The organism is Burkholderia contaminans (assembly GCF_029633825.1).
GTDB classification, from domain to species: domain Bacteria; phylum Pseudomonadota; class Gammaproteobacteria; order Burkholderiales; family Burkholderiaceae; genus Burkholderia; species Burkholderia contaminans.
In genome coordinates, this window is sequence record NZ_CP090640.1 from 3692124 (window position 1) to 3713023 (window position 20900).

Sequence of the window (20900 nt, forward strand, 5' to 3'; positions counted from 1 at the left end):
AATGACCCGGATCGTTACCCGTCCCGTCGCGCCCGCCGACGCCGAAGTGCTCGCGCGCCATGGCCTGCATCCCGTCCTTGCACGCCTGTACGCGTCGCGCGGCGTGCAGTCCCCCGCCGACATCGAAACCGCGCTGGCCCGCCTCATCCCGCCCACCGAACTGAAAGGCTGCGCGGACGCCGCGGCGCTGCTCGCCGACGCGATCGCCGACAAGCGGCGCCTGCTCGTGGTCGCCGACTACGACTGCGACGGGGCAACCGCGTGCGCAGTCGCGGTGCGCGGCCTGCGGATGTTCGGCGCGCAGATCGACTACCTGGTGCCGAACCGATTCGAATACGGGTACGGCCTCACGCCCGAGATCGTCGAACTCGCCGCCGCGCGCAAGCCCGACCTGCTGATCACCGTCGATAACGGCATCGCGAGCGTGACGGGCGTCGAAGCCGCGAACGCGCGCGGCATCGACGTGCTCGTGACCGACCACCACCTGCCCGGCGACGCGCTGCCGGCCGCGCGCGCGATCGTCAACCCGAACCAGCCCGGCTGCGCGTTCCCGAGCAAGCACCTCGCCGGCGTCGGCGTGATGTTCTACGTGCTGCTCGCACTGCGCGCCGAGCTGCGTCGCCGCGGCGCGTTCGCGAGCAAGGAAGCCGAGCCGCGTCTCGACGGCCTGCTCGACCTCGTCGCGCTCGGCACCGTCGCCGACGTCGTGCGGCTCGACGGCAACAATCGCGTGCTGGTCGCGCAGGGGCTGCAGCGCATTCGCAACGGCCGCATGCAGCCAGGCGTCGCCGCGCTGTTCCGCGCCGCCGCGCGCGAAGCGCGCACGGCATCGGGCTTCGACCTCGGCTTCGGCCTCGGCCCGCGCCTGAACGCCGCCGGGCGGCTGTCCGACATGTCGCTCGGCATCGAGTGCCTGATCACCGACGATATCGGCCGCGCATGGGATCTCGCGCAGCAGCTCGACGTGATGAACCGCGAACGCCGCGAAATCGAAGCCGGCATGCAGCAGCAGGCGCTCGCCGATCTCGCCGACGTCGATCCGGCCGACGCGTGCACGATCACCCTCTTCAACCCCGAGTGGCACCAAGGCGTGATCGGCATCGTCGCCGGCCGGCTCAAGGAAAAATTTCACCGCCCGTCGTTCACGTTTGCGCACGCGGACGACGAAGGCAAGCGGGTCAAGGGCTCGGGCCGCTCGATTCCGGGCTTCCACCTGCGCGACGCGCTCGACCTCGTGTCGAAACGCGAACCGGACCTGATCGTCGCGTTCGGCGGCCACGCGATGGCGGCCGGCCTCACGCTCGACACCGAGAACGTGCCGCGCTTCGCGGCCGCGTTCGAGGCCGTCGCGCGCGAATGGCTGTCCGACGACGCGCTCGCCCGCGTGATCGAAACCGACGGCGAACTCGAGGACGCGTACTTCACGCCGCAGTTCGTCGGGCTGCTCGACGAGGCCGTCTGGGGGCAAGGTTTTCCGGCCCCGCTTTTCTCGGGCGAATTCGACGTCGTGTCGCAGTCGCTCGTGAAGGAAAAGCATCTGAAGCTGCAACTGGCGCGCGGCCGGCAGCGCTTCAATGCGATCTGGTTCAACCACACGGAGCCGCTGCCGGAGAGCGCACTGGTCGCCTACCGCCTCGTCGCCGACACGTGGAACGGCGTCACGCGCGTCCAGCTGATCGTCGAACACGCGGCCGGCTGAACGCGGGCCGCCCGGCCCGCAATGCCCGCCGCTGCATGCACGCCGCGCCGGACGGGGCCGCGGCGCGCGTGCGAGCACCGTTTGCGTCACCGGGCAACCCCGCCGATCGGCTATAATTCCGCTTTTTTACGAAGCAAGAATAGCGAACGATCATGGAAGCGGAACGTCTCAACGCGATCGAAAGCTCCCTGCTCGACCTGCGCAACCGCGCGGGCGAGCTCCGGGGGTATCTTTGACTACGACGCCAAAGCTGCGCGTCTGACCGAAGTCAACAAGGAACTCGAAGACCCGAACGTCTGGAACGATTCGAAGAACGCCCAGGCGCTCGGTCGCGAGAAGAAGCTGCTCGAAGGCGTCGTCACGACGCTGACCGCGCTCGATGGCGACCTGCGCGACGCACTCGACCTGTTCGAGCTGGCTCGCGAGGAAGGCGACGAGGACACGCTCGTCGCGTCGGAAGAAGACGCTGCCAAGCTCGAGGCACGCGTGGGTGACATCGAGTTCCGCCGGATGTTCTCGAACCCGGCCGACCCGAACAACTGCTTCATCGACATCCAGGCCGGCGCCGGCGGCACCGAGGCGTGCGACTGGGCGTCGATGCTGCTGCGCCAGTACCTGCGCTACTGCGAACGCAAGGGCTTCAAGGCCGAAGTGCTCGAAGAGTCCGACGGCGACGTCGCCGGCATCAAGAACGCGACGGTCAAGGTCACGGGCGAATACGCGTACGGCTTCCTGCGCACCGAAACGGGCATTCACCGCCTGGTGCGCAAGTCGCCGTTCGACTCGTCGGGCGGCCGCCACACGTCGTTCTCGTCGGTGTTCGTCTACCCGGAAATCGACGACTCGATCGAAGTCGAGATCAACCCGGCCGACCTGCGCATCGACACGTACCGCGCGTCGGGCGCGGGCGGTCAGCACATCAACAAGACCGACTCCGCGGTGCGGATCACGCACATGCCGACCGGTATCGTCGTGCAGTGCCAGAACGACCGCTCGCAGCACCGCAACCGCGCCGAAGCGATGGCGATGCTGAAATCGCGCCTGTACGAAGTTGAAATGCGCAAGCGCCAGGCCGAACAGGACAAGCTCGAATCGAGCAAGACCGATGTGGGCTGGGGCCACCAGATCCGTTCGTACGTGCTCGACCAGAGCCGCGTGAAGGACCTGCGCACGAACGTCGAAATGAGCAACACGCGAGCCGTCCTCGACGGCGACCTCGACGACTTCATCAGCGCGAGCCTCAAACAGGGCGTGTAAGCGCCGCGGCGCGACCCTGCCGGGTCGCGCCCCCTTGCCCTTCCCGTTTGCGTTGCCGCACCCACTCCGAATTCCGACCATCATGACCGAACCGACCCAAACGCAGCCCGCCGTCACCGCGGACGAAAACCAGATCATCTCTGAGCGCCGCGAGAAGCTGCGCGCCCTGCGCGAGCAAGGCGTCGCCTACCCGAACGATTTCCGGCCCGAGCACCACGCTGCCGACCTGCAGGCGAAATTCGCCGACTCGGACAAGGCCACGCTCGAAGCGAACCCGGTCGAGGTGTCGGTCGCCGGTCGCATGATGCTCAAGCGCGTGATGGGCAAGGCAAGCTTCGCGACGGTGCAGGACGGTTCGGGCCAGATCCAGTTCTTCGTGACGCCTAACGACGTCGGCGCGGAAACCTACGACGCGTTCAAGAAGTGGGACCTCGGCGACATCGTCGCCGCGCGCGGCGTGCTGTTCCGCACAAACAAGGGCGAGCTGTCGATCCAGTGCAAGGAGCTGCGCCTGCTGTCGAAGGCGCTGCGCCCGCTGCCGGACAAGTTCCACGGCCTGTCGGACCAGGAAATGCGCTACCGCCAGCGCTACGTCGACCTGATCGTCACGCCGGAAACGCGCGACACGTTCCGCGCCCGCACCAAGACGATCGCGTCGATCCGCAAGTTCATGGACAACGCAGAGTTCATGGAAGTCGAGACGCCGATGCTGCACCCGATCCCAGGCGGCGCGGCCGCGAAGCCGTTCGTCACGCATCACAACGCGCTCGACATGCAGATGTTCCTGCGCATCGCGCCGGAGCTGTACCTGAAGCGCCTGATCGTCGGCGGCTTCGAACGCGTGTTCGAAATCAACCGCAACTTCCGGAATGAAGGCGTGTCGCCGCGTCACAACCCGGAATTCACGATGATGGAGTTCTACGCCGCGTACACCGACTACCGCTGGCTGATGGACTTCACCGAGCAGCTGATCCGCCAGGCGGCGATCGATGCGCTCGGCACCGCGACGATCCAGTACCAGGGCCGCGAGCTCGACCTCGCGAAGCCGTTCCACCGCCTGACGATCACGCAGGCGATCCAGAAGTACGCGCCGGACTACACCGACGGCCAGCTGTCGGACGACGCATTCCTGCGCACCGAGCTGAAGCGCTTCGGCGTCGACGTGTCGCAGCCGGCGTTCCTGAACGCAGGCATCGGTGCGCTGCAGCTCGCGCTGTTCGAGGAAACGGCCGAGGCGCAACTGTGGGAGCCGACCTTCATCATCGACTACCCGGTCGAGGTGTCGCCGCTCGCACGCGCATCGGATACGGTGCCGGGCATCACCGAGCGTTTCGAGCTGTTCATGACCGGCCGCGAAATCGCGAACGGCTTCTCGGAGCTGAACGATCCGGAAGACCAGGCCGCGCGCTTCAAGAAGCAGGTCGAGCAGAAGGACGCAGGCGACGAGGAAGCGATGTTCTTCGACGCCGACTACATCCGCGCGCTCGAATACGGGATGCCCCCGACCGGCGGCTGCGGGATCGGCATCGACCGTCTCGTGATGCTGCTGACCGACAGCCCGACGATCCGCGACGTGCTGCTGTTCCCCCACCTGCGCCGCGAAGACTGATCGCCGCGCCCGCGTGTGCGCCGCGCCCCGCGCGGCGCGCACGCGTCAGCTTTGTAACGACGCGTAAGTCCCGCCAGCCGGCGTTCGCCGGCTTTCAATCCTGCCCCATTTTATTCCCTCGCCGCGTCGGCCTTCTGCGGGTTTTCCCTGCCATGAGCGCGTGCACCCGGCTGCAATTCGTTACACCTTGATACGGTGCGCCGCGCGCCGGTGGATGACACTCCTGTTGCGTCACCACGCATGACCACGGGACCAGAACCAGGCGCAGGAACGCCAGGTCTGCTCGCTCCCGAGCGTGGGATCCGGTCCGGCCCGCAGTGCCGACCCGGATCGACACCGGAGAAAAAAATGGACAGCCAGAATCAGACCACGCCGCAAAAGCAACGCCTCCACCCGCTCATCGCCACCGCCGCCGGCGCCGTCATCGTCGCCAGCCTCGCCGCGACGGCAGCGATCACGGGCATCTTCCCGAAGGCCAACAGCAACAATGCACAGAACGGTCAAACCCAGGCCGCGCTGATCGCATCGCAGCCGGCCGTCGATACGGCCGCGGCCGCCAGCGCGGCGCTGGCCGCACAAGCCCAGCAGCAGGCAGCCGAGCAGGCCGCCGCGCAGCAAAAGGCTGCCGAGCAGAAGGCCGCCGTCGCGCAGGCTGAACCGAAGCCCGCGCCGCGCCCGGCCGCGCCGCATCGCCGTCATACGACGGCACCGCAGCCGCCGCAATACGCGCAGCAGCCGTCGGCGCCGGCCCAGAGCTACTGCCAGAGCTGCGGCACGATCGTCGCGATCTCGCAGACGCGCACGCCGGGCCAGAGCTCGGGGATCGGCGCCGTGGGCGGCGCTGCAGCCGGCGGCCTGCTCGGCAACCAGTTCGGTCACGGCAACGGCCGCACCGCGATGACGATCATCGGCGCGCTGGGTGGCGGCCTCGCCGGCAACCAGGTCGAAAAGCAGGTGCGCGCGGAAACCGACTATCAGGTGCAAGTGCAGATGGAGAACGGCGCGACGCGCACGTTCACGTACCACAACCCGCCGCCGTTCGGCCAGGGCCAGCGCGTGCGGATCGAGAACGGCACGCTGGTCGGCGCGTAATCGCCTGATCGCGTCGGCTCCCCCTGCCCGCATGTCGTGCGCGGGCAGGCGCCTGAAAACGAAAACGGCTCGTGAGCAATGGCTCACGAGCCGTTTTTCATTGCCGGCCGGCTGCGCCGTTGCGGCGGCCGCCAGGTTCAGTCTTCGTCGTCGAAATCCGATTCGTCGATCCAGTGGGCCTGGATCGCCTCGAGGATCTTCTCGCCGGAGTGCTTCGGATCGTCGTTGAAGCCGTCGAGCTCGAGCACCCACTGGCGCAGGTCGACGAAATTGATCCGCTGCGGGTCGATGTCCGGGTGCTTGTCCGCCAGCGCAATGGCTATTTCACGCGAATCGGTCCATTTCATCGCCTGCCTCCGGTTCCTGTCAGTGGTTTTCCTTCGCGTGGTTGATCGAGTACTTCGGAATCTCGACCACCAGGTCCGAATCTTCCTTCACGATCGCCTGGCACGACAGGCGCGACGTCGGCTCGAGGCCCCACGCCTTGTCCAGCAGATCGTCCTCGTCCTCCTCGGACGGCGTCAGATCGTTGAAGCCTTCGCGGATCACCACGTGGCACGTCGTGCACGCGCACGACTTCTCGCATGCATGCTCGATCTCAATCCCGTGTTCGAGCAGGTTGTCGCAGATACTCTTGCCGGGCGTCGCGTCGATCACTGCGCCATCCGGGCACAGTTCGACGTGAGGCAGCACCACCAGTTGAGGCATGTCCGTTCCGTCAGTCAGGGTGCGGCGCCAGGCGCCGCACGGTTCATTGTCGCGCGGGCCGTCGCCGGCCGATGCGCAGTTCTTGCGTTCAGATCTCGTCGAGCCGGCGGCCCGACAGCGCACGCTTGATGCTCTTGTCCATCCGGCGCGCCGCGAATTCGTCGGTGCCGTCGGCCAGCGCCTTGGTCGCCGCCTCGATCGCGTTCGTATCGTCGCCTTGCGCGACCGCGCGCAGCGCCGCGGCCAACGTGTCGACTTGCGTGCGTTCGTCCGCGTCGAGCAGTTCGCCGTCGGCCGCCAGCGCGGCCTGCGTCGCCTCGAGCATCCGCTCGGCCTCGACCTGCGCTTCGCGCAGCGCGCGGGCGCGCATGTCGATTTCGGCGGTCTTGAAGCTGTCTTCCAGCATCTTCGCGATGTCGTCGTCGGCAAGACCGTACGACGGCTTCACGACGACCGATGCCTCGACGCCCGACAACTGCTCGCGGGCGAACACCGACAGCAGGCCGTCCGCGTCGACCTGGTAGGTCACGCGGATGCGTGCGGCGCCGGCCGTCATCGGCGGAATGCCGCGCAGCTCGAAGCGCGCGAGCGACCGGCAGTCGGCGACGAGCTCGCGCTCGCCCTGCACGACGTGGATCGCCATCGCGGTCTGGCCGTCCTTGAAGGTCGTGAATTCCTGCGCACGCGCGATCGGAATCGTCGAGTTGCGCGGAATGATCTTCTCGACGAGGCCGCCCATCGTCTCGACACCGAGCGACAGCGGAATCACGTCGAGCAGCAGCCAGTCGTCGCCGGTGCCGCGATTGCCTGCGAGCAGGTCGGCCTGGATCGCCGCGCCGAGCGCGACGACCTGGTCCGGATCGAGGTTCACGAGCGGCGGCTGGCCGAAATATTTCGCGACCGCATCACGGATCACCGGCATGCGCGTCGCGCCGCCGACGAGCACGACGCCCTTGATGTCGGCCGGCGTGACCTGTGCATCGCGCAGCGCCTTGCGGGTCGGCGTGAGCGTGCGCTGCACGAGCGGCTCGACGAGCGACGCAAACGTGTCGTGCGAGATCGACTGCACGAGGTGCGCGCCACCCGACAGCGTGACGTCGAGCGACGCCTCCGGTGCGGACGACAGCGCTTCCTTCAGCACGCGCACACGGTCGAGCAGCAGGCGCACGTCCTCGGGCGCGAGCGTCTTCGCATCGATGCCGGCCTGCGCGAGCACGTGATCGAACAGCGCATGGTCGAAATCGTCGCCGCCGAGCGCGGAATCGCCGCCCGCGGCCAGCACTTCGAACACGCCCTTCGTCAGCTTCAGGATCGACAGGTCGAACGTGCCGCCGCCGAGGTCATACACCGCGTAGAGGCCTTCGGCCCCGTTGTCGAGACCGTAGGCAATCGCCGCGGCGGTCGGTTCGTTCAGCAGGCGCAGCACGTTGAGGCCCGCGAGGCGCGCGGCGTCCTTGGTCGCCTGGCGTTGCGCTTCGTCGAAATACGCGGGCACCGTGATCACCGCGCCCACCAGGTCGTCGCCAAGCGAATCTTCCGCGCGATAACGCAGCGTCGCGAGGATCTCGGCCGATACTTCGACCGGGCTCTTCACGCCGTCGACGGTACGGATCTGCACCATGCCCGGCGCATCGACGAATTCGTACGGTGCGTTCGCCGCGCCTTCGACCTCGGCCTTGCCGCGGCCCATGAAACGCTTGACCGACACGATCGTGTTGCGCGGATCGGTCGCGGCCTGCTCTTTCGCCTCGTGGCCGATGCGTCGGCCGCCCTTCTCGAGATAGCGGACCACCGACGGCAGCAGCACGCGACCGGCTTCGTCCGGCAGGACTTCGGGCACGCTGTTGCGCACGGCGGCGACGAGCGAGTTCGTCGTGCCGAGATCGATCCCGACGGCGAGTCGCCGCTGATGCGGCGCCGGCGCCATGCCCGGTTCGGAAATTTGCAGTAAAGCCATCTTGGTTCGTTCGGGCGCTCGGCCCGTTTGCTGCGCGTGCCGCAAGGCACGCGGTTAAGTTTCGAGGCGCTCGATCTGCGCGCCCACTTCCGACGCGACCCGTTCGATGAACATCAGCTGGCGCACGGCCTCGGCGGCAGCCTGATCGGCGCCGCTGTCGAGCAGCGTGCCGAGACGTTCCACGCGCATGCGCCGCTCTTCGCGCAACTCGGCGAGCAGCGCGTCGAGCGCGTCGACGTTGCGGGCGGCCGCGGCATCCTCGATGCCCTCGCGCCACTCCATCTGCTGCATCAGGAACGCAGGCTCCATCGCGGTGTTGTTTTCCGCACCGATATCGACGCCGCGCAGCGACAGCAGATACGACGCACGCTTCAGCGGATCGCGCAGCGTGCGGTACGCCTCGTTCGCGCGGGTCGCCCATTGCATCGCGATGCGCTTCTGGGCGTCGCCGGCCGCCGCGAAGCGATCCGGGTGCACCTGCGTCTGCACCGTCCGATAGGCGGCGTCGAGCGCCGTCTCGTCGAGCGCGAATTGCGCCGGCAGGTGAAACAGGTCGAAATGGCTGTCTTTCAGCGAGACCATCGTCGCGTTCAATTCCGTTTCGTCGCGCGGCAAACGCCGCACATTAAAAAGGCGGCCCGTGCCGCCTCTTGCCCGCATCGCGCGGAGATCCGCGTGGTCACACGCGGAACGATTCGCCGCAGCCGCACTCGTCCTTCACGTTCGGGTTGTTGAACTTGAACCCTTCGTTCAGGCCTTCTCGTGCGAAGTCGAGCTCGGTGCCGTCGATATAGGCCAGGCTCTTCGGATCGACGATCACCTTCACGCCATGGCTCTCGAATACCTGATCCTCGGGAGCCAGCTCGTCGACATACTCGAGCTTGTACGCGAGCCCCGAGCACCCGGTCGTGCGAACGCCAAGCCGCAGGCCCATACCCTTGCCGCGACGGACGAGGTATTTCTGCACGTGCTGTGCTGCTTTTTCGGTCAGTGTAATTGCCATGATGTCCTTGCCGCGGCGCGCCACCGGGGCCCGCCGCGTTCCTTCTGAAGCCGCTCGATGCCGCTCAGGCTGCTGCCTGATCGCCTTCCGTGGTGTCGTGGCGCTTCTTGTAGTCGGCCACGGCTGCCTTGATCGCGTCTTCCGCGAGGATCGAGCAGTGAATCTTCACCGGCGGCAGCGCGAGTTCTTCTGCGATCTGCGTGTTCTTGATCGACAGTGCTTCGTCGAGCGTCTTGCCCTTCACCCATTCGGTGACGAGCGAGCTCGATGCGATCGCCGAACCGCAACCGTAGGTCTTGAACTTCGCGTCTTCGATCACGCCGTCCGCGCCGACGCGGATCTGCAGCTTCATCACGTCGCCGCAGGCCGGCGCGCCGACCATGCCCGTGCCGACCGTGTCGTCGTCCTTCGCGAACGAACCGACGTTGCGCGGGTTTTCGTAGTGATCCAGAACCTTGTTGCTGTAAGACATGACTCAGACTCCTTGACTCGTTACGTCTGCGTGCGCGAATCCGCCCGCGGGTATGTTCAATCCGGCGCTCAGTGTGCGGCCCATTCGATCGTCGACAGATCGATGCCTTCCTGGTGCATTTCCCAGAGCGGCGAGAGTTCGCGCAGCTTCGCGATCTTGCTGTTCAGCAGGTTGATCACGAAGTCGACTTCCTGCTCCGTCGTGAAGCGGCCGACCGTGAAGCGGATCGAGCTGTGCGCCAGCTCGTCGTTGCGGCCGAGCGCACGCAGCACGTACGACGGCTCCAGCGACGCCGACGTGCACGCGGAGCCCGACGACACCGCGACGTCCTTGATCGCCATGATCAGCGACTCGCCTTCGACGAAGTTGAAACTGATGTTGAGGTTGTGCGGGACACGGCGCTCCATGTCGCCGTTCACGTACGTTTCCTCGATTTGCGACAGGCCGCGCAGCAGCTTGTCGCGCAGCATGCGGATGCGCTCGTTTTCCGTCGCCATTTCTTCACGTGCGATGCGGAACGCTTCGCCCATGCCGACGATCTGGTGCGTCGCCAGCGTGCCCGAACGCATGCCGCGCTCGTGGCCGCCACCGTGCATCTGCGCTTCGATGCGCACACGCGGCTTGCGGCGCACGTACAGCGCGCCGATGCCCTTCGGGCCGTAGGTCTTGTGCGCCGAGAACGACATCAGGTCGACCTTCAGCTTCGCGAGGTCGATCGCGACCTTGCCGGTCGACTGTGCGGCGTCGACATGGAACACGATGCCCTTCTCGCGGCAGATTTCACCGATCGTCTCGATGTCCTGGATCACGCCGATCTCGTTGTTCACGTGCATCACCGACACGAGGATCGTGTCCGGGCGCAGTGCGGCCTTGAACACGTCGAGGTCGATCAGGCCGTCATCCTTCACGTCGAGGTAGGTGACTTCGAAGCCGTCGCGCTCGAGCTCGCGGCAGGTGTCGAGCACGGCCTTGTGCTCGGTCTTCACCGTGATGATGTGCTTGCCCTTGCCCTTGTAGAAGTTCGCGGCGCCCTTGATCGCGAGGTTGTCCGATTCCGTTGCGCCGGACGTCCAGATGATCTCGCGCGGATCCGCGTTCACGAGCGCGGCCACGTTCTCGCGCGCTTCCTCGACCGCACGCTCCGCGTCCCAGCCATACGCGTGGCTGCGCGACGCCGGGTTGCCGAACTGCTCGCGCAGGTACGGCACCATCTTGTCGACCACGCGCGGGTCGACCGGCGTCGTCGCGCTGTAATCCATATAGATGGGCAGGTGGAGAGTGTCTTGGATCATCTGTCGCTCCGGGAATTCTGTGCAGGGACTATGTGCGTTATGGGGTATGGCGGCGCCTTCGCGCTCACGAACTCGCGATGTTGAACACCGAATTGGGGCCGAGCGGCATCGTGCGAACCGGCTCGGCCGGCGCCGCAACGGGCTCCGGCGTGCGCCGGTCGCGCAGCACCGCGGGTGCGCCCTCGCGAGCGCGCTGCTGATCGACGAGATCCTGCAGCGACACCGAATCGAGGTATTCGACCATCTTCTGGTTCAGCGTCGACCACAGCTCGTGCGTCATGCAATGGCCGTCGGGCTGCTTCGAGCCGTCGCACGTGCCTTTGCCGCCGCACTGCGTGGCGTCGAGCGGTTCATCGACCGCGATGATGATGTCGGCAACGGTGACGTCCTGCGCGCGACGCGCGAGGTTGTAGCCGCCGCCCGGGCCGCGCACGGATTCGACGATTTCATGCCTGCGCAGCTTGCCGAACAGCTGTTCGAGATACGAGAGCGAAATCCGCTGGCGCTGGCTGATGCCTGCAAGCGTCACCGGGCCCTGCTCCTGGCGCAGTGCCAAGTCAATCATCGCCGTGACGGCGAAACGGCCTTTGGTGGTGAGTCTCATGGTGTCTAGGGGACTGCAATCTTGACGATTTTGGTCAAGTATAAATATTTGACGTTTTTAGTCAAGTATCCATGTCTTTGAAAGGGTATTCGCAGACCGCTGAATTCCGTCGCGATCAGCGCTCCGTGCGGGCCCGGAGCGTCTCCAGCAGGCCCGCGCAGGCGCGCTCGACCTGATCGAGCACCTGCTCGAAGCCCTGCGTGCCGCCGAAATAGGGGTCGGCCACTTCGGTCTCGGTCGAATCCGGCGCGAATTCCATCAGCAGGCGCACCTTGTCGCGATGCTGCGGCGGACAACGGCGGCGCAACTCCGCGAGGTTCGCCTCGTCCATCGCGAGCAGCAGGTCGAAGCGCTCGAAATCCGCCGCACTCACCTGTCGCGCACGCAACGCCGACAGGTCGTATCCACGGCCGCGAGCGGCAGCCTGCGCACGCGTATCGGGCGGCTCGCCGACATGCCAGTCGCCGGTGCCGGCCGAATCGATCGCGATGCGATCCGCCAGCGCGGCCGCGTCGACCTGGTGACGCATCACGCCTTCCGCGGTGGGCGAACGGCAGATGTTGCCGAGACAGACGAAACAGATCGAAACGCGGGTCATCGCACTATCGGAAAGCCGCGGCAAGCCGCGCGGGAGAACAACACGCCATTATACAAAGGCGCCCGAAATTGCGCCGCCGCGCAAAGCGACGGCGCCCTGCATTACAGCGCCTTCGGCGCGGCGAGCACGACGTCGCCGGATGCCGCCGGCAGCGACTTCGCGGCATCGTCGACCAGCCCGAACGACACTGCACGCGCCAGCTCGGCGGATGCCTGGTGAACGGCAAGCGGGCCACGCGACGGCGCGTCGGCCATCGCATGCAGATAGGCAGCCGCGGCCAGCGGAACGACGATTGCCAGCGGCCAGTACATCGATATTGTCTTTTTCATGATGCGGACCTCCTTGACCTCGTACCCCGAAAACCAATTCCGGGGACTACAGACAGGATTCTATAGACCGCATCTATCGAGATAAATATGCAAATAGCGAACGTACTGTTATCGCCGGATGAACAATTGTCAGCCGAGGTGGCTTTGCGACGCCGCGTACAGCTCGCGGAACGTGCGTCCGGTCGGCGTCGGCATGTCGCGCGTATCCATCCAGCCGCCCATCATCGGCAGGCGCCGCAGCGTGCCGCCGTTGCCGCCCAGCCGCTCGAGGACGCGCACCGCGAGCTTGGTCGTCAGCGCGTACAGCATCGGCCGGCGCGCGACGAAACCCCATGCGGCGAGCGCCGCCCGCTCGCGCCACGGCCGCAGATGCCGCTCGACCTGCTTCTCGCGCAGCGTGCGCAACAGGTGCGACAGCGGAATCCCGGCCGGGCACACGCTGTCGCATTCCCCGCAAAGCGTCGCGGCCTGCGGCAGGTCGAGCGAGCGGTCGAGCCCGACGTAGCTCGGCGTCAGCACGGACCCCATCGGCCCCGGGTAGACCCAGCCGTACGCGTGGCCGCCGACCTTCTGGTACACCGGGCAATGGTTCATGCACGCGCCGCAGCGGATGCAGCGCAGCATCTCCTGGAATTCGCCGCCGATCAGCCCCGTACGGCCGCCGTCGACGAGCACGACGTAGTTGTGCTCGGGGCCATCCTCGTCGCCCGGCCCGCGCGGCCCGGTCAGCAGAGAAAAGTAGTTCGACGTCTTCTGCCCGGTCGCGGAGCGCGGCAGCAGGCGCATCGCGGTCGCGAGATCCTCGAGCGTCGGCAGCACCTTCTCGATGCCCGTCACCGCCACATGCACGCGCGGCATCACCGTGCACATCCCCTCGTTCCCTTCGTTCGTCACGATCGCGACCGAGCCGGTCTCGGCGATCACGAAGTTGCCGCCCGTCACGCCCATGTCGGCCGACATGAAATGCGGGCGCAGCACCTCGCGCGCCTCGCGCGTCATGTCCGGGATCTCGGTGAGCCGCTCGCGATGGTGCGTGCGCGCGAACAGGTCGGCGATCTCGTCCTTGTCCTTGTGCACGACGGGCGCAATGATGTGGCTCGGCGGCTCATTGTCGTTGATCTGCAGGATGTATTCGCCGAGATCCGTCTCGATCGACTGCACGCCCATTTCCGCCAGCACCGCGTTCAGGCGCATTTCCTCCGACACCATCGACTTGGTCTTGATGACCTTCTTCACGTCGTGACGGCGCGCGATATCGGCCACGAGCCGCGCGGCATCCTCGGTCGTTTCGGCAAACAGCACCGTCGTACCGCGCCGCGTCGCCTCGCGCTCGAACGCCTCGAGCCACACGTCGAGGTTCTCCAGCGCGCGGTTGCGGCGGTCCTTCAGTGCGGCGCGCGTGGCGGGGAAGTCGATCGCGGTCATCGCGTCGGCGCGCGCGGACACGAATTTCGTCGACAGCTTCTTCAGGTTCTGCTGCAGGCGCTGATCGGCCAGCTTCTGGCCGGCGCGCGCCTTGAAATGCATCGATTGGACTTGCATCGCGGTATCGGGGAAAAGTGAGCGGAACCGGGCGTCAGACGTCGCCCGCCAGCACCTGCGCTACGTGCAGCACGCGCGTGTCGCGGTCGCCGGTGCGGCGCAACCGCCCTTCGATGTTCAGCATGCAGCCGAGATCGCCGAGCACGACGGCGCCCGTGCCCGACGCGCGCACGTTCGCGCATTTCTCGTCCGCGATGGCCGCCGAGATGTCGCCGTACTTGACCGCGAACGTGCCGCCGAAGCCGCAGCAGTGCTCGCAGTCCTTCATCTCGGTGACCGCGATGCCGCGCTGCGCGAGCAGCGCGCGCGGCTGCGCCTTCACGCCGAGCTCGCGCAGGCCCGAGCACGAATCGTGGTAAGTGACGGGCCCCGTGAACTCGCCCGGCGCGAGCGACACCTTCGCGACGTTCGCCAGGAAATCGGTCAGTTCGTAGACTTTCTGCTGGAGCCGCGTGTAGCGCCCCATCAGCTCGGGGTCGTCGCGGAACAGGTCGCCGTAGTGCGCGCGAATCATCCCGCCGCAGGAACCCGACGGCGCGACGACGTAATCGAACTGCTCGAACTCGCGCAGCGTCTTTTCCGCGAGATCACGCGCGAGCGCACGGTCGCCCGAGTTGTAGGCCGGCTGGCCGCAGCAAGTCTGCGCGGGCGGCACGATCACCTCGTAGCCGGCGTCGCGAATCAGCTTGAGCGCCGAAAAACCGATTTCGGGGCGCATCAGATCGACCAGGCAGGTCACGAACAAACCGACTCGCATACGTGCTCCTTCGAGAAAACGGCTCTCATTATCCGCCGTTTGGCCGGCAAGACCAACGCCGGCGCTCCCGCAAGCCCCCACGGCGCGAAACGAGGATTTCCTCGAACGGCGTTCGCTTTTTTCACAATACGAGATACAATCGTTCCAACACCGCTTGACGCGTCAACCGATTTCTCCCCCGACATGAGCCAACCCACCCCGGATTCCAAAACGTCGATCCAGGTGATCGAACGCATGATGCGGTTGCTGGACGCGCTCGCCGCGCACAGTGACCCTGTCAGCCTGAAGGAGCTTGCGCAGCGGACGGAGCTGCACCCGTCGACCGCGCACCGCATCCTCAACGACATGGTGACTTGCCGTCTCGTCGATCGCTCCGATCCCGGCACGTATCGCCTCGGCATGCGCCTGCTGGAGCTCGGCAACCTCGTGAAGGCGCGCCTGTCGGTGCGCGACGCGGCACTGATGCCGATGCGCGAACTGCACCGCCTCACCGGGCAAACCGTGAACCTGTCGGTGCGCCAGGGCGACGAGATCGTCTACATCGAGCGTGCGTATTCGGAGCGCTCGGGAATGCAGGTCGTCCGCGCGATCGGCGGCCGCGCGCCGCTGCACCTCACGTCCGTCGGCAAGCTGTTCCTCGCGGCCGACGAAACGTCACGCGTGCGCGCGTATGCGACGCGCACGGGGCTGTCCGGCCATACGCAGAACAGCATCACCGACATCGCGAAGCTCGAGCGCGAGCTGACGATCGTCCGCCAGCAATCGTGCGCGCGCGACAACGAGGAGCTGGAGCTCGGCGTGCGCTGTATCGCCGCGGGCATCTACGACGACTCTGGCAAGCTCGTCGCGGGCCTGTCGTTGTCGGCACCGGCCGATCGTCTCCAGGATGCGTGGCTCGGCCAGTTGAGCCGCACGGCCCTCACCATTTCGGAATCGCTCGGCTACCGGCCGGCGCCCGCGAAGGATGCGGACGGACTGCAGCGGCAGGCGTAAGCCGCTCCCGCTCGCCCAATGAAAAAGCCCCGCGATTGCGGGGCTTTTTTTCAGCCATCGGCGCGGCGGCGAACCGCCGCGACCGTGCGATCAGGTCCCGCCGCTCGGCGTGTTGGCTGCCGTCAGGCGCTCGCCGCCGCCGGCATCGAGCCAGTTGCGCAGGCGCGCCGCATCGGCGAAGCGCGAATACTTGCCGAACGAGTCGAGCAGCACCATCACCATCGGCTTGCCGTGGATCGTCGCCTGCATCACGAGGCACTCGCCCGCTTCGTTGATGAAACCCGTTTTCTGCAGACCGATGTCCCACGAGCCATTGCCGCGGATCAGCGCGTTCGTGCTGTTGTAGACCAGGTTGCGCTTGCCCGTGTACACCTCGTAAGTGCGATCGGTCGAGAACTGACGAATCATCGGGTACTGGTACGCCGCGTTGACCATCTTCACGAGATCGCGCGCGCTCGACACGTTCGAGCTCGACAGACCCGTCGAATTCTCGAAATGCGTATCGGTCATGCCGAGCGACTTCGCCTTCGCGTTCATCGCGGCGATGAACGCCGGACGGCCGCCGGGGTAGTAACGCGACAGCGCGGCGGCCGCGCGGTTTTCCGACGCCATCAGCGCGATGTGCAGCATGTCTTCACGCGACAGCACCGAGCCGACCGACAGGCGCGAGCCCGTGCCCTTCTCGTAGTCGCGGTCTTCGTCGGTGACTTCGATCTGGTCGGTCATCGGCGTCTTCGAGTCGAGCACGACCATCGCCGTCATCAGCTTCGAGATCGACGCGATCGGCACGACGGCGTGTGAATTCTTGTCGAACAGCGGCTCGCCCGAGTTCTGGTCGACGACGTACGCGACGCTCGAACGCAGCGCGAGCGCGTCCGGCGTGTCGTGCAGACCGAAGGCCTGGCCGACGGTCGGCCGGCGCGGCTGGAACGCGACCTTGCGGACTGCCCCGTGATGGCCGCCATGCACGTTCGACGCGAACGTCACGCGCTTGCGCGACGCCTTCGCGCGCGGCGCGTCGGCGGCCGCGACCTTCGCGGATTTGTCGGAGCTGGCCTTGGCCGACTTCTTCTTCGCGGACGAAGCAGGAGCGACAGCTTTTTTCTTGGCGGCTTGTTGGGTCTTCGCAGTGGCGGCAAAGGCGTCAGCAGGCGCGACGGACGCGGTGGTCGCCAGCAAGGCGACTGCGACCGACACAGCCGTGCCGAGCGTCATGCTCTGCAACAATCTGCGCGGTGAAAACGATTCGGCTTTCATTGGGGTCTGGACAAAGCGGGCGGGAGGTTTCCGCAAGTGTAGTTAAAGCTGAAAAAAAGAGCAATATTAGGCACTTACCGATCGTCGTTAAACCGGAATGTAAGGGTCGGCCAACCTCTGACCAATGAACCCTCCCGCTCCCATCGAAAAAATCCATGGGAAGCGCTGCCCGACAGTACCCGTCTCCCGATTACACACGGTTAATTGAGATAACGTCACTTCGGAGGCGATTTAAAGCGGGGAAACTACGTATCCGGCGCTCGGGGTGCCAGGGGCGCCGGTCTCGGCCGTGGCGGCGGCACTTCGCCACGGTACGCGCATCGAAACGGCGCGTTTTCGACAGGAACAGAAGGATAACGTTCCACAGGCCTGTCAGGTTTACCTGTGCATGATCATGGTGCGCCGCGCCTGCCCCTCAGCCGTGCGCACCATCTGGGATCGCGGCATGAAACCGATTCCGAACAAGCACGATAACTCGTTGTTTTATCGATAATTTGTCGCGATTGTGCAACGCACAAAAAGTACTTGACATTGGTTTTCTCTGCCCTAAAATAAGCCTCATTGCTGCGTTGCACAAAGCACGCGCATCCGAGGTTCCCCAGCGTAGTGCCCTTTATCCTGCGATCGACGCGATCGCTTTTCAGGAGCTTGACATGTCCTTGCTGACCCCCGAGCAAATCGCCGCCGCCCAGAAAGCCAACCTCGAAAGCCTGTTCGGTCTGACGACCAAGGCATTCGAAGGCGTCGAAAAGCTGATCGAACTCAACCTGCAGGTCGTGAAGTCGACGCTGGCCGAAGGCCAGGAAAACGCACAGCGTCTGCTGTCGGTGAAGGACGCACAGGAACTGATCGCGCTGCAAGCCAGCCTGTCGCAGCCGGTTGCAGAAAAGGTGCTGTCGTACGGCCGTCACCTGTATGAAATCGCGTCGTCGACGCAAGCCGAGTTCGCGAAGGTTGCCGAAGCGCAATTCGAAGAGCAGAACAAGAAGGTCCAGGCACTCGTCGACAACGTCGCGAAGAACGCCCCGGCCGGTTCGGAAACGGCTGTCGCAGCACTGAAGTCGGCACTGAACGCTGCAAACACCACGTACGAAACGGTTCAGAAGGCCACGAAGCAAGCCGTCGAAATCGCTGAAACGAACTTCAACGCCGCTGCTGCCGTCGCAACGAAGGCTGCTACCGCCGCTGCTGCACGTCGTACGAGCAAGCCGGCCGCGTAAGCGTCCCCTGCTCCTGAAAAAGCCGCGCCCAGCGCGGCTTTTTCATTTCTGGCGCCGGAACATGCGATCGGGCGACAATCCCTGTCAGACATTGCCCTCTTTTTGTTGCGCGCTCTCTTTTCCTTCATGTACAGAACGCTCAGATCCATCACCGTCGCCACGGCCATTTCCGTCGCGGCGCTTGCGATGCCTGGCCGCGCCATGGCCGCCCCGCCCGCCACGACGTCTCAACCGGCAGAAACGCCACCGATGGAAATGTACGCGGTCGAGCTGCCCTTTGCCGGCATCGTGGATGCGGCCCGGTCATGGTTGACGAAGAATGGAATGGTTGTGATTTCCGAGGAGCACGTGATTGCTGGAGAAGACAACACCAGCCATTACCGTTACCTGATCGTCGTGACGCCGGCGAAATCGAGTCCGAACAAATCCTACCTCACGGTCGAAGTCTCGATGGGCGAGACGCCCCCGCCGCACGCCGCTGCCGCGCCACGAGACGAGTTGCACGCGTTCATCAGGCAACTCGGCGAAAAACTCGGCGTTGCTCCGCAATTCGTCAGGGCGGCAAAGTAGATCCCGCCGCTCTGCGTGTGCGCGGACCGCGCCTTCGGCAGAGGCCGCCCCGCTCTGCTCTGTTCTGCTCTGGGCTATGCAGCAATAAAAACGCCGCCGCCCGGTTGCCCGAGCGGCGGCGTTTTTCATGGCCAGCACCTGACCGGCCGAGCCGGCCGCGTCACTTCTTGCGTTGCGGCGGCAGGTCGGTACAGACGCCTTCGTACAGCTCGGCGGCCATGCCAACCGATTCGCCGAGCGTCGGGTGCGGATGGATCGTCTTGCCGATGTCTTCCGCGTCCGCGCCCATCTCGACGGCGAGGCACACTTCACTGATCAGGTCGCCCGCGTTCAGGCCGACGATGGCACCACCGATCACGCGATGGGTTTCCTCGTCGAAGATCAGCTTCGTGAAGCCTTCGTCACGGCCGTTCGCGATCGCGCGGCCCGAAGCGGCCCACGGGAACACGGCCTTGCCGTACTTGATGCCTTCGGCCTTGCACTGGTCTTCCGTCTTGCCGGCCCATGCCACTTCCGGATCGGTGTATGCCACCGACGGAATCTGCAGTGCGTCGAAGTACGCCTTCTCGCCGTGCGCGGCTTCCGCTGCGACGTGGCCTTCATGCACGGCCTTGTGCGCGAGCATCGGCTGGCCGACGATATCGCCGATCGCGAAGATGTGCGGGACGTTCGTGCGCATCTGCTTGTCGACGTCGATGAAGCCGCGATCCGTGACGGCGACGCCAGCCTTGTCGGCGCCGATCTTCTTGCCGTTCGGGCTGCGGCCCACCGCGACGAGCACGAGGTCGTAGCGCTGCGCTTCCGCCGGGGCCTTCTCGCCCTCGAACTTCACGTAGATGCCGTCTTCCTTCGCTTCCGCGCCGACCGTCTTGGTCTTCAGCATCACGTTGCCGAAGCGCTTCGCGTTGTACTTTTCCCAGACCTTCACGAGATCGCGGTCGGCGCCCATCATCAGGCCGTCCATCATTTCGACGACGTCGATCTCGGCGCCGAGCGTCGAGTACACCGTGGCCATTTCGAGGCCGATGATGCCGCCGCCGATCACGAGCATGCGCTTGGGCAGCTGGCGCAGTTCGAGTGCGCCGGTCGAATCGACGACGCGCGGGTCTTCCGGCATGAACGGCAGCTTCACGGCCTGCGAGCCCGCAGCGATGATCGCCTGCTTGAACTTCACGACCTTCTTGCCGTTTTCGCCCTGCACTTCCATGTGATACGGATCGACGAATGCGCCGACGCCCGTGACCACTTCGACCTTGCGTGCTTTCGCCATGCCGGCGAGGCCCGTCGTCAGTTTCTTGACGACGCCGCCCTTGAAGTCGCGCAGCTTGTCGAGATCGACTTCCGGCTTGCCGAACGTGATGCCGTGCGACGCGAGCGCCGCGGCTTCCTCGACGACGAGCGACGTATGCAGCAGCGCTTTCGACGGGATGCAGCCCACGTTCAGGCACACGCCGCCGAGCGTCGAGTAGCGTTCGACGAGCACCGTCTTCATGCCGAGGTCGGCGGCGCGGAACGCGGCCGAGTAGCCGCCGGGGCCGGCGCCGAGCACGAGCATGTCGCACTCGATGTCGGCTGCACCGGCGTAGCTGCCGGCTTGCGGCGCGGGCGCCGGAGCGGCTGCGGCCGGCGCCGGTGCAGCTGCTGCGGGCTTGGCTGCTTCGGGTGCTTTCGCGGGAGCGGCGGCGCCAGCCGATGCTTCGACGATGGCGATGACGGTGCCTTGCGAGACTTTCTCGCCGGCTTTGACCTTGATTTCCTTGACGGTGCCGGCGACGTCGCTGGGCACTTCCATGGAGGCTTTATCGGATTCGAGCGTGATGAGCGTTTGCTCTTTTTCGATCACGTCGCCGGGTTTGACGTTGACTTCGATGACATCGACGCCGCTGAAATCGCCGATATCCGGAACCTTGACTTCGATGAGACTCATTACTGTCCCCTTCT

General features: G+C 65.6%; 21 protein-coding genes. 7 read left to right on the forward strand and 14 right to left on the reverse strand.

The window, feature by feature from the left end:
* Position 1: 1 nt before the first annotated feature.
* The 4 genes from recJ to LXE91_RS17225 all read left to right on the forward strand — a co-directional run bounded on the left by recJ (position 2) and on the right by LXE91_RS17225 (position 5657).
* The gene (gene recJ, locus LXE91_RS17210) at positions 2–1699 is read left to right on the forward strand and encodes a single-stranded-DNA-specific exonuclease RecJ (RefSeq protein ID WP_039364753.1); all 1698 of its coding nucleotides are present in this window, start codon (positions 2–4) and stop codon (positions 1697–1699) included.
* A 152-nt stretch (positions 1700–1851) separates the two neighbouring features.
* A protein-coding gene (gene prfB, locus LXE91_RS17215; RefSeq protein WP_105816921.1) for a peptide chain release factor 2 occupies positions 1852–2956 on the forward strand; the annotation gives its coding sequence in 2 pieces (ribosomal slippage) (positions 1852–1932 and positions 1934–2956; 1104 coding nt in all).
* A gap of 82 nt (positions 2957–3038) precedes the next feature.
* Positions 3039–4565, forward strand: coding sequence for a lysine--tRNA ligase (lysS, locus tag LXE91_RS17220; RefSeq protein ID WP_039364755.1), 1527 nt, complete (start codon positions 3039–3041; stop codon positions 4563–4565).
* Positions 4566–4913: 348 nt separating this feature from the next.
* The gene (locus LXE91_RS17225; protein WP_039364757.1) at positions 4914–5657 is read left to right on the forward strand and encodes a glycine zipper 2TM domain-containing protein; all 744 of its coding nucleotides are present in this window, start codon (positions 4914–4916) and stop codon (positions 5655–5657) included.
* Between the two features lie 137 nt (positions 5658–5794).
* On the opposite strand, the gene iscX is transcribed toward LXE91_RS17225, so the two are convergent.
* From iscX to LXE91_RS17285, 12 genes are all read right to left on the reverse strand, one after another.
* Positions 5795–6004, reverse strand: a complete 210-nt coding sequence (gene iscX, locus LXE91_RS17230) for a Fe-S cluster assembly protein IscX (protein ID WP_039364760.1) — start codon at positions 6002–6004, stop codon at positions 5795–5797.
* 19 nt (positions 6005–6023) lie between these two features.
* Entirely contained in the window at positions 6024–6365 is a 342-nt protein-coding gene (gene fdx / locus LXE91_RS17235) for an ISC system 2Fe-2S type ferredoxin (protein ID WP_011352558.1), read from the reverse strand.
* Between the two features lie 88 nt (positions 6366–6453).
* A complete protein-coding gene (gene hscA, locus LXE91_RS17240) occupies positions 6454–8322 on the reverse strand; it encodes a Fe-S protein assembly chaperone HscA (RefSeq protein WP_039364762.1) in 1869 nt (622 codons plus the stop codon).
* Between the two features lie 54 nt (positions 8323–8376).
* Complete coding sequence (gene hscB, locus LXE91_RS17245; protein WP_039364764.1) at positions 8377–8904, reverse strand: Fe-S protein assembly co-chaperone HscB; 528 nt, start codon at positions 8902–8904, stop codon at positions 8377–8379.
* Positions 8905–9001: 97 nt separating this feature from the next.
* Entirely contained in the window at positions 9002–9325 is a 324-nt protein-coding gene (gene iscA, locus LXE91_RS17250; RefSeq protein WP_012492710.1) for an iron-sulfur cluster assembly protein IscA, read from the reverse strand.
* 64 nt (positions 9326–9389) lie between these two features.
* On the reverse strand, positions 9390–9797 hold the full coding sequence (iscU, locus tag LXE91_RS17255; protein ID WP_011352562.1) for a Fe-S cluster assembly scaffold IscU: 408 nt from the start codon (positions 9795–9797) through the stop codon (positions 9390–9392).
* A gap of 68 nt (positions 9798–9865) precedes the next feature.
* Positions 9866–11089 (reverse strand): IscS subfamily cysteine desulfurase, encoded by a 1224-nt coding sequence (locus tag LXE91_RS17260; RefSeq protein WP_039364767.1) that lies wholly within the window; start codon positions 11087–11089, stop codon positions 9866–9868.
* 64 nt (positions 11090–11153) lie between these two features.
* Positions 11154–11693, reverse strand: a complete 540-nt coding sequence (iscR, locus tag LXE91_RS17265) for a Fe-S cluster assembly transcriptional regulator IscR (protein ID WP_009691731.1) — start codon at positions 11691–11693, stop codon at positions 11154–11156.
* A gap of 115 nt (positions 11694–11808) precedes the next feature.
* The gene (locus LXE91_RS17270) at positions 11809–12291 is read right to left on the reverse strand and encodes a low molecular weight protein-tyrosine-phosphatase (protein ID WP_039364770.1); all 483 of its coding nucleotides are present in this window, start codon (positions 12289–12291) and stop codon (positions 11809–11811) included.
* Positions 12292–12392: 101 nt separating this feature from the next.
* Positions 12393–12620: a hypothetical protein gene (locus tag LXE91_RS17275; RefSeq protein WP_039364772.1), complete on the reverse strand. Its 228-nt coding sequence runs from the start codon at positions 12618–12620 to the stop codon at positions 12393–12395.
* 129 nt (positions 12621–12749) lie between these two features.
* Positions 12750–14162 carry a lactate utilization protein B gene (locus LXE91_RS17280; RefSeq protein WP_039364774.1) on the reverse strand — a complete coding sequence of 471 codons (1413 nt, stop codon included), beginning with the start codon at positions 14160–14162 and terminating at the stop codon, positions 12750–12752.
* Between the two features lie 34 nt (positions 14163–14196).
* Positions 14197–14919, reverse strand: a complete 723-nt coding sequence (locus LXE91_RS17285) for a (Fe-S)-binding protein (protein WP_039364776.1) — start codon at positions 14917–14919, stop codon at positions 14197–14199.
* Positions 14920–15102: 183 nt separating this feature from the next.
* Here LXE91_RS17285 and LXE91_RS17290 point away from each other — a divergent pair, with 183 nt between their 5' ends.
* Entirely contained in the window at positions 15103–15912 is an 810-nt protein-coding gene (locus LXE91_RS17290; RefSeq protein ID WP_034183553.1) for an IclR family transcriptional regulator, read from the forward strand.
* Between the two features lie 90 nt (positions 15913–16002).
* Here the strand turns inward: LXE91_RS17290 and pbpG are convergent, their stop codons facing one another.
* On the reverse strand, positions 16003–17169 hold the full coding sequence (gene pbpG, locus LXE91_RS17295) for a D-alanyl-D-alanine endopeptidase (RefSeq protein WP_039364778.1): 1167 nt from the start codon (positions 17167–17169) through the stop codon (positions 16003–16005).
* Positions 17170–17822: 653 nt separating this feature from the next.
* On the opposite strand from pbpG, the gene LXE91_RS17300 reads away from it, so the two are divergent.
* Together LXE91_RS17300 and LXE91_RS17305 are read left to right on the forward strand one after the other, a co-directional pair.
* On the forward strand, positions 17823–18389 hold the full coding sequence (locus LXE91_RS17300) for a phasin family protein (RefSeq protein ID WP_039364780.1): 567 nt from the start codon (positions 17823–17825) through the stop codon (positions 18387–18389).
* 126 nt (positions 18390–18515) lie between these two features.
* Positions 18516–18959, forward strand: coding sequence for a hypothetical protein (locus tag LXE91_RS17305; protein WP_223274333.1), 444 nt, complete (start codon positions 18516–18518; stop codon positions 18957–18959).
* Positions 18960–19119: 160 nt separating this feature from the next.
* Here LXE91_RS17305 and lpdA read toward each other — a convergent pair whose 3' ends face one another.
* Positions 19120–20886, reverse strand: coding sequence for a dihydrolipoyl dehydrogenase (gene lpdA / locus LXE91_RS17310; protein ID WP_039364782.1), 1767 nt, complete (start codon positions 20884–20886; stop codon positions 19120–19122).
* Positions 20887–20900: the final 14 nt, after the last annotated feature.